This window comes from Belliella calami (assembly GCF_022549695.1).
Lineage (GTDB): Bacteria > Bacteroidota > Bacteroidia > Cytophagales > Cyclobacteriaceae > Belliella > Belliella calami.
In genome coordinates this window covers 35694-44793 of sequence record NZ_JAKZGS010000026.1, presented here as the reverse complement: position 1 = coordinate 44793, position 9100 = coordinate 35694, and the positions used below count along the sequence as shown (strand labels likewise).

Sequence of the window (9100 nt, the reverse complement as noted above, 5' to 3'; positions counted from 1 at the left end):
AGATCATGACAAACCCCCAAAATATAACCCACAGGGGATTCTTTTTCCAGATTATAAATAAATCACTTCACAATTGCCTCTAACCTAATATTCTTAAAGAAGAAAAAATTATTTAGGACAGCATTGATATCTGGTCGGCCAGTATTTGCATTCTTGTTGTTCAACTGCATTTCGGGTCATGCCATGCTTTTCCACAAAAGCTTACTGGCAAAGGCTATCCCCTTTCCAGCTGTTGGTTTTTACGACCAATGGCTTGCTTTGAATGCTGCTGCTATGGGTCAAATCGAAAATACCAAAGAAGTCTTGGTTAGGTATAGACAGCATGCCAACAATCAGACAGATTTGGAAGGCAAGAGAAGGCGGATTACAGGTTTCCAGCGGGCGAAAATGAGGATTTCAAGAGAAAACATTTGGCTAATTGCTTGCAAACCGATATTTCAAAATCAAAAAGCTGAGTGTTTTCCAAAAATAATCGACTTGGCAAACTCAAGGGAAAACAGCTATTTTTCTTTTGGTTTTGGTCTGGAGATATGGAGAAATAGAAACCTTTACCTATCAATAACAAGCAAAGGCTTTTTTTCGGATTTAGCTTTTGCTAGTAGGTACAGCTGGGGATTAAAACTAAAAAAATTATTTCATGTTTAGATAATTGAAAAATCAGGAAATCAGATCAGCAAGCTAAACGCTGCTGATCCTTAAATATATCTATACCCAAATCTTTACCAAATCCAGTCTTGAAAAGATATTTTTCTTTTTGGGATTGGAACTTTAGCAAAAAATTTTATTGAGCTATGAGCAATAACCAACCGCTTGTTTCTGTAATTATTCCTTGTTTCAACCATCAAAATTATATTGTTGAAACAGTAAATTCTGTCTTGGGTTCAATACATAAAAACCTCGAAATTATAATTGTCAATGATGGGTCTGAGGACAATTCATGGGACATTATCCAGTCACTTGAAAAAATGGATAAGCGCATCAAAGGGATAAACCAAAACAACCAAGGCCCTTCCAATGCAAGAAACAATGGGATTTCTAGTGCCAAAGGTGAAATCATTTTGCCACTCGATGGGGATGACTTAATTTCCGAAAACTATATATCCGAGGCGGTAGCTGTGCTTCAAGGCTCAAATGACGTCAAGCTTGTCTATTGCTTAGCAGAAAAATTCGGCATGAAGAGTGGTTTTTGGAAACTTAAGCCTTTTTCTCTCTCATCCCTAGCAAAAGATAACATGATCTTTATCAGTGCAATCTTTAGAAAAGAAGACTGGAAAGCTGTTGGAGGGTTTGATGCCAATATGAGCAAAGGTTGGGAAGACTGGGAATTCTGGATCTCACTTTTGAAAAATGGAGGTAACGTAGTCCAGCTGCCTTTCATAGGATTCTATTACAGAATATTAGCACAATCAAGAAGGAAATGTTTTAGAAAGAGTGACAAGTATTTAATGATAGATTACTTGAATTCAAAGCACTATGATTTCTTTAAAAAATACCATGGCGGACCCTTACACTACCAAAGGGGCTTGTCAAAACTTATCAATCGATGGGCAGGTATCTTTAAAATGAAACTTTCCTTTTTTTAATGTAGGCTTTGGTCAATGAATAATACATTTTCAAGTAGGTAAAATAATCATACTCCTTTAAGACAGTCATCTTCAATATTTTGACAGCAGTGCTTATTGGAAGTCTTGTACTGCAAAATTTTGCCAGAAACCTAAAGCTTCCTTTTTACAACATGACCAATTTGGCTCTAAGCATAATTTATTTCCTTTGAATTTTGTAGACCAATGCAATGTCATTTGGGAAGTCTGCTGGGGGCTCAATGCTTAGCATATTGTCACTAATTTTCCACTTTACTTTTTCGGAACTTCCCAAAAGTTCAACTTTTTTGATTTTTCCAAAACCAGAAGCACGAGATCCCAAGCTTTTGATTTGGACAGTTTCAGATGGAAGGCCTAAAATAGTAGCATAAAGTAGCTTTCCCTTTTGGTTGAATCTGATATCTTTCTCGGTAAACTTCATTTTACCTTCATTGAAACCTTGGGCATTGATGGGGTTTTTGATTTCGACAGATGGTCCTTCGCCGAATACTTCCCAAGGTCTGGTAGAGAAAATACTTTCTTTGTTGATTTCCATCCATTTGCCTATATTTTCTACGATTTGGATTTCCTTATCATCTATACTTCCATCTCCCTTGATCGGAACGTTCAACAAAAGGTTGCCATTTTTACTGACCACATCCACAAGCATATGAATGACATCGTTGGCAGACTTATATCTATCCTGATTGTAGACATCTTCACTATAATGCCAATTTCCAATACATGTACATGTTTGCCATGGTTTTTGTTGCAGTTCTGCAGGAGCACCTCTTTCCACATCCCAAACGAGTGCTTCCTTTTGGCTCTCAGAAAGAATCTTTCCAAATAATACTGCTTCCAGTTTCCCATCATTATTTGCCATATTGCTATTGTAAAAATGCGCGGCTATCTTCAGTCCTGCATCAGATATTGGGTAAAGTGGCAATCCGGTATCATCAAAATACAACAAATCGGGATTGAATTTATTGATCAGATCTATAGACCTGTTGTAAAAGTTTTCACTATACTCTACAGATGGCACTTCAGCACCATTTTCCCAATCCCACTGGGAATGGATTTTATTGATATCCTCACTTCCTTCACTCAGCTTATGATTTTGTGCATAGAGATTTTGGGGATCCAGTCCCTCCCACCATTTCCCTTTGCCATCTTCCTTTTTCAAGTTTCCATCATATGGCACACCTTTGAAAGGCCCATTTTCATCAGCTAACTGAGAGGATTCATACCATCTCCAAGCATGGGCTGAATGCACACTTAATCCCAAAGGAAGCTTATTTGCTTTAGCTGCATTAGCCCACTCCAAAATAATGTTTCGCTTAGGGCCTACACTTACTGAATTCCACTCATGATGTTCACTGTCCCACAAATCCAAATTGTCATGGTGGTTGGCCATAGCGAAAAAATACTGGGCACCAGCTTTTTTGTAGAGGGCCACCAACTTTTCAGGATCCCATCTTTCCGCTTTCCAGCTGCGGATTACTTCCATGAAACCAGCTTCTGAAGGGTGTCCATAGTTGTCAACATGCCAATTGTAAGTTTTACTTCCTTCATCATACATATTTCTAGCATACCAATCACCCTGCCCAGGTTGACATTGAGGCCCCCAATGTGCCCATATTCCAAATTTTGCATCTCGAAACCACTCTGGAGTATTGTATTGGCTGAGGGATTCCCAGTTTGGCTCAAACTTCCCTGTGTGTTGGGGTTCATTATTGGGTCCTATAGGTGATAAAAATTCTTCTTGACCAAAAGAATACATATTTAGGCATAAACTGAGCGACATGCCAAACAGAATCGATTTAGTGACAGTTTTCATTTATTTTGGTGTTTAGTTAATTTTCTTTAAGTATTTCTCCTTTTTTAGAAGCAATTGCGACAAGACAACCCCGCGATCGAAAGTCACATATCACTATTTGATTCATCATGTGAAGACAAATGAAAAATCCTATCCATTAGTACCCACTTTTGACCTTCTTTTGCCCAAGGAAGTCTCTTTTGATACTTGTCCATCAAAGTCTCCCATTCTTGAACTTTGGGGTTTGAAGCGTCCATTCTTGATTTTTGGTCAAAGCTAAAATCCTCACCTACTTCCATGACCATCAAGAGTCTATTTCCTGTCCTGTAAATCTCCATTCCGATTATTCCAGCATTAAATATGCTTTCTTTGATTTCCGGCCAGACGTTTTGATGCCATTTTTCATAGGATGCTATAGATTCCATTTGCTCTACAAGATCAAGAACCAAATAATATGTATTCATTCTATCAATTTTACCAAAGGTAATGTTAGCTTTTATTTATATTAAATTCCAGTCAAACGTTTGCCTAATAGTTGAAAGTCATCCCTTTTGGGAAAAATGCTTTAGCATCATATCAACCTGATTTTAAAGATGAAATAGAGAGGGTTTCATACCTTTGAAATATGCGTTTTGGATGAATTTCGGATGAAATGATATAGGCAAAGGTAAAAACACACCATCCACTATGGGAACAAATTGAATAGATGGGGTAATGTTTGTACCTTGAGACGTGAATAGATTATGAAAAAGAAAAAAGTAAGTATCACTGATTTGGCAAAAGAGCTCAATGTAACACCTTCAACGGTCTCTAGAGCTCTGAATGGATTGGGAAATATCAGCACGAAGCGTAAGGAGCAAATTGTCAATCTTGCACAAAAATATGGCTATAGACCAAACCACATTGCAAAAAGTATGGTATCAAATAAGACTTTCAACATTGGTCTTATTCTACCTGAGTTTACCCATAATTATTTCAACAATATTTTAGCAGGAATAGAAAGCATCACCTACCAAAAAGGCTATCAGCTCTTGATATGTACTTCGGATGCTCTGAAAGAGAAAGAAGAAAAATCATGTATGACACTTCTGGATGCAAGGGTAGATGGAATTTTGGCCGCAGCCGGAAATAGTTCGGACAATCTAGATCATTTTTCCAAAATCATAGATTATGGTACGCCATTGGTCTTACTAGACAGAATATGCGAAGACCTCAATACCTCTTACGTAATCACAAATGACTTTGATGGTGCCTTTGAAGCAGTTCAATACTTGATAGATAGCGGTTGTCACAACATAGTTCATATCAAAGGCCCTGATTACATCTCTACAAGCTTCAACAGATTTCTGGGGTATCAGCAAGCACTAAAAAAAAACAGCCTAAATTATCGAGAAGAATTGGTAATTGCCGGAGATAGTGAATTTTTTCTGGATGATGTAAATAATATTTTGAATACATTTCCAATAGATGGCTTTTTCGCTTTTAGCGATTACAATGCCTATGAAGTAGTGAAAGTTCTGAAACAAAGGGATTGCAAAATCCCAGAGGATATTTCTGTGATTGGATATGCAGATGAACCATTGGCTCAATATATCAGCCCGCAGCTATCCACAGTCAAACAGCCTGCCTACGAAATAGGAAAACGTGCAGCAGAAATTTTATTGAAAATCATTGAAGAAAATATTGAAGTGCCCATGACTGAGCAACTCAAAACTTCATTGGTACATCGAGAAACAACGAAAAATAAATTTATTTCAATCTAGAATTTGCAACCAGAGGCTTCGCCCATATTCCTATCGATAGAATAAAAGCAAGTGGCAAAACAAGCACAAGTAAACTATATCTCAGGCCAACTTGATCTGCTAACTGACCAATGATCAATGGAAATATTGCCCCTCCGATAATCCCACTACACAATATTCCTGCAAACGTACCATGGGCATATGAAAGGGAATTGAGCGCTAAAGAGATAATAACAGACCACATTACAGATAAAAAAAATCCTGTCATGGGAAATGCGTACAAGGCCATCTCTTGACTTCCGTTCAATGCAAGGACTAATGATACAATTGCCCCAATGCTAAAAACAACCAATACTAGTTTGCTATCCAAAACCTTTAACAGTAAGAGCCCAAGCAAACAACCTATGGTCAACAATCCCCAAAAATATGAAATCGTCAAGGCTCCAGTCGTGGCTGGATCCACATAATGATAGTCATAAAGGAATTTTGATAGCCAATTTGCAATACCTTGCTCACATCCCACGTAACAAAAAACGCCAAGAAAGTACAGCCAAACGATTTTTGTTTTGAGTAACTTTTTCAGGTTATAGCCCAACTGAATTTTTTCAGCTTCTTTTAGAGCAACTTTGGAGAACTTGAAAAAAGAAATTATGCATATCATTAAAATCGCAATGAAGGCAAAAACCCAATAAACCGAGATCCAAGTGAGCTCTTTTGGTACTATTGTATTCATCCATTCCAATTGTCCATTTCCTGAATCAGTATGGATATTTCTTACCAAATAACTATACAATTGTGGACTCAAGAAAGATGCCGCTCCAAAAGCAAATTGTCCCAAAACTGAATAAAAAGCAAAGTTTTCTTCTCCTCCTGTCGTCCTTAACAATGGATTAATCACTACTTGTAGCATAGCCATACCTATCCCAATGATAAACAGAGAAATCAATGCTGTGGTAAATGTTGTATTAATTGCAAAAATCAATGCACCAAAAGCAGCCAATCCAAATGATAAAACCAAGATATTCTTTTCCCTATATTTCTCCACCAACAACCCCGCGGGCAAAGACATAACCCCATAGGCTACAAAAAAAGAAAATGGAAGAAATCCTGCCAATCCCATGCTGAGCGAAAAACTATTAATAATGGCTGGGATTATTGGCCCCAAAATATTGGTAAGCAAGGATATAACAAAAAATATTAAGAAAATAAGGATAAGTATTAGACGATTCTTGTTCATTTTGAGCTTTACTTCTTTTTAAACATCGTTTTGGAAATATTCCCAAAACTGGATCATATTTATATTTTCGGGATTGACCGCTTGAACTGAACAGCTGTTTCGTCGATTTCATAATTATGCTTGTTCAACAATGAAATCATTTCAGCTCCTGCCAACATCACTGGACCATAACTATGAGCTGCATATAGATTGGTAGGTCGATGATAGTAGAACGCAGGATCGAATCCCATACCTGTACCTACACAGGTTCCTTCAACCTGCCCTCTTTCGTTGACCTTACTGGCCACCGCGTTCCAAGCCAAAAGTGTCAATGGAGCATAAACCCTATAGTCTAGCCACCCTTCATTGATCCCTTTTGCAAACCCATATGTGAAAATTGCCGTTGCAGAAGTTTCTAAATAAGAATCGCTACGATCCAACAGCTGATGCCAAAAACCAGTATTGGATTGAAAAGAAGACAAGCCAGCAGCATGTGCTTGATAGAGAGACAATACCTTTGTGTATTCTGGGTGATTTTTTGGCAAAACAGACAAGAGTTCAACCATCGCCATAAATGCCCATCCATTTGCCCTTGCCCAATGATAACTCGGAGCATTTCCAGAATTTTCTACCCATCCATGACGAAAAATCCCAGTTTGTGTATTAAACATTCTCTCCGAAAAATGCAAAACTTGCGAAACTGCATCGTCCATGTATTTGGTATCTCCTGATTGATCAGCATATAATGCCAAAGCTGGAACACTCATAAATAAATCATCCAACCAAAGTGTGTTTTTCAATGGTCTGTTTCTTGCAAAAGTACCATCATCCAACCGATACTCACGAGAATATATGTATGAAACAAAATTTTCAATAATTGGATCTAATTCAGATTGAAACCCTGATTTTTGGGCTTTAATCATCGCTGCACATAAAGCTCCTGCATCATCCAAAGCATGGGGACTAATCATCGATTTCAGAGGAAAATCAGCTTGGGGATCTTTCATGAAAACCCCTTTTGATTCAGGAAAAAGACCAGAAAGAAATCCCAACCTTTCGTATGTATAATCAGCAAATCGAACATCCCCAGTGGATTGTGTAGCAAGCATCATACCTGCATAAGTCACACCCCATTCGTAACTAGTGAGTCTAAAATCACCCTTTTCAAATCTCGTTTGGCCGTCAGCTAACTGAGATGGCTTGAGTGGTGATCCAGAAGCTTTATCCACCAATCTTGGCGGTGTTACTTCGTTGAGGTACTGATAGACTTTTTCCAACACACCTTCAATATCATTGATTTGAGTGAGCCCATAAGGAATTGGATAATCAGGCTGTAACAAATGCAATGGCGTATTGGAATCTGTAATTTTGTTTTGAGCAGTTACTTGAGAAAAACCCAAAAGGAGAAACAACGAAAAGAGCAAATACCTTGTAAGCATAATTTTTTAATTCAAAACTGTGATTTTCACTTCTGCACCTAAACCTTCAGCAATTGTTTTTAGATAATTTTTAAAATACAATTCATCTCTAAAATTTTCATCAGCAAGCTCCCACGCTGCTACAGCAAAGTATGACAATTGATGATCATTATTGATTATCATTCTAGCTAAGTAAGTATTTGAAAGAGATCCTTCAGTAGGCGCTTCGATATATCCCAAGTATTTGTCCTTAGGGACTATTAGGGCAAGACCCAAATACCATTCTTTTTCATAAGTCTGAAGGTCATGTGTGTACAATACTTGAAAATTACCAATTTCAAATGTTGCAAGAGGCTTGTCAGTTCTGGAGTTTACCAATCCTATCACCAATTCTTCATCACCTTTGATCCCAGTGACACGAACCTCATTTTGGTATCCATGGATTCCTGGCCAAATCGATGTATGTTCCTGAACTTGATAAGTTCGATCCAAGACTTCAGGTTTCCAATCATGATAATCAAATCGCATCAATCCTCGAATAAATCCATTGGAAAGAATGGTATAGTCTGTTTCCGAAACATTGTTTAATGAATCTTGCTCTGTAACCCCCAATCGAGCCAAGGTATCACCAACCTTCAAACCAAACCCTCCTATTCCTACAGAATTGCCAACTGACAAAATATCCCGACCCCAATCCTCCATCACATGATAATCGTCTTCAGTCACTCCCTCATCATTGATACCAACATTATCTGGAGACATGTATTTCACCTTTTTTCCAAATACATCTTTTGAATTCCTACCGTCCAAATAATGTCTAAATCCAACACAATCATTCTCCCAAGAAGGGCCATCCGTCTGATAAGGCTGATAACCCATCACTCCTGGAAGTTGGTGTGGATAAAATGTATGGCTAGTAGCAGGTTTAACGATGTCATTTTCTGAAGCACGTACACCGAACCTAATATTGACTCGTTTCTCAAAATCTATCTTTTTGTCTAAAAGCACCAAGCTACAGTTGATCAGCTCACCCGATTTTATGTTTGCAAGAAAAAACAACTCATCCCAAACACCATCACCGTTTTTATCATCAAATTGTACTGGTAATGTGTCATTTTGATCTGTAACGATTATAGGATAAAAATCCCCTTCGGTTATTTCAGAAAATTCACTTCGCTGCAATATCACAGCCTTATCAGAAAGATCTCTACTTCCCAAATTTTCAATCCGAAATTCAACACTCTTGAATTGACCTGGTGTTTGACAAGAGGCAAATCCAATGGTAAAAATTAAGGATGATATTACTAAGATTTTTGAAAGATTCATGG

8 protein-coding genes are annotated in these 9100 nt (G+C 37.8%); 3 read left to right on the top strand and 5 right to left on the bottom strand.

All coding sequences use genetic code 11. The annotated features are described in order from the left end of the window. The first annotated feature begins 183 nt into the window (after positions 1-183). Both MM236_RS18860 and MM236_RS18855 read left to right on the top strand, forming a co-directional pair. Positions 184-645 carry a glycosyltransferase family protein gene (locus MM236_RS18860; protein WP_241276555.1) on the top strand — a complete coding sequence of 154 codons (462 nt, stop codon included), beginning with the start codon at positions 184-186 and terminating at the stop codon, positions 643-645. A gap of 146 nt (positions 646-791) precedes the next feature. Further along, entirely contained in the window at positions 792-1583 is a 792-nt protein-coding gene (locus tag MM236_RS18855) for a glycosyltransferase family 2 protein (RefSeq protein WP_241276554.1), read from the top strand. A 178-nt stretch (positions 1584-1761) separates the two neighbouring features. Here MM236_RS18855 and MM236_RS18850 read toward each other — a convergent pair whose 3' ends face one another. Together MM236_RS18850 and MM236_RS18845 are read right to left on the bottom strand one after the other, a co-directional pair. Next, positions 1762-3417 carry an alpha-L-fucosidase gene (locus tag MM236_RS18850; protein ID WP_241276553.1) on the bottom strand — a complete coding sequence of 552 codons (1656 nt, stop codon included), beginning with the start codon at positions 3415-3417 and terminating at the stop codon, positions 1762-1764. An 83-nt stretch (positions 3418-3500) separates the two neighbouring features. Then, positions 3501-3860 carry an L-rhamnose mutarotase gene (locus tag MM236_RS18845; RefSeq protein WP_241276552.1) on the bottom strand — a complete coding sequence of 120 codons (360 nt, stop codon included), beginning with the start codon at positions 3858-3860 and terminating at the stop codon, positions 3501-3503. A 279-nt stretch (positions 3861-4139) separates the two neighbouring features. Between MM236_RS18845 and MM236_RS18840 the strand changes: the two genes are divergently transcribed. Beyond that, positions 4140-5159 (top strand): LacI family DNA-binding transcriptional regulator, encoded by a 1020-nt coding sequence (locus tag MM236_RS18840; protein WP_241276551.1) that lies wholly within the window; start codon positions 4140-4142, stop codon positions 5157-5159. On the opposite strand, the gene MM236_RS18835 is transcribed toward MM236_RS18840, so the two are convergent. Genes MM236_RS18835 through MM236_RS18825 form a run of 3 tightly spaced genes read right to left on the bottom strand, consistent with a single transcriptional unit; the run spans position 5146 to position 9098 of the window. After that, on the bottom strand, positions 5146-6375 hold the full coding sequence (locus MM236_RS18835) for an MFS transporter (protein ID WP_241276550.1): 1230 nt from the start codon (positions 6373-6375) through the stop codon (positions 5146-5148). The two genes, MM236_RS18840 and MM236_RS18835, sit on opposite strands and share 14 nt — an antisense overlap. Before the next feature lie 59 nt (positions 6376-6434). After that, positions 6435-7793 (bottom strand): glycoside hydrolase family 88/105 protein, encoded by a 1359-nt coding sequence (locus MM236_RS18830; protein WP_241276549.1) that lies wholly within the window; start codon positions 7791-7793, stop codon positions 6435-6437. Between the two features lie 6 nt (positions 7794-7799). Further along, entirely contained in the window at positions 7800-9098 is a 1299-nt protein-coding gene (locus MM236_RS18825) for a DUF4861 domain-containing protein (RefSeq protein ID WP_241276548.1), read from the bottom strand. Positions 9099-9100: the final 2 nt, after the last annotated feature.

Coding starts and splice junctions, on each gene's coding strand:
- MM236_RS18860 (WP_241276555.1), top strand. CDS start 184: ATGCTTTTCCACAAAAGCTTACTGGCAAAGGCTATCCCCTTTCCAGCT.
- MM236_RS18855 (WP_241276554.1), top strand. CDS start 792: ATGAGCAATAACCAACCGCTTGTTTCTGTAATTATTCCTTGTTTCAAC.
- MM236_RS18850 (WP_241276553.1), bottom strand. CDS start 3,417: ATGAAAACTGTCACTAAATCGATTCTGTTTGGCATGTCGCTCAGTTTA.
- MM236_RS18845 (WP_241276552.1), bottom strand. CDS start 3,860: ATGAATACATATTATTTGGTTCTTGATCTTGTAGAGCAAATGGAATCT.
- MM236_RS18840 (WP_241276551.1), top strand. CDS start 4,140: ATGAAAAAGAAAAAAGTAAGTATCACTGATTTGGCAAAAGAGCTCAAT.
- MM236_RS18835 (WP_241276550.1), bottom strand. CDS start 6,375: ATGAACAAGAATCGTCTAATACTTATCCTTATTTTCTTAATATTTTTT.
- MM236_RS18830 (WP_241276549.1), bottom strand. CDS start 7,793: ATGCTTACAAGGTATTTGCTCTTTTCGTTGTTTCTCCTTTTGGGTTTT.
- MM236_RS18825 (WP_241276548.1), bottom strand. CDS start 9,098: ATGAATCTTTCAAAAATCTTAGTAATATCATCCTTAATTTTTACCATT.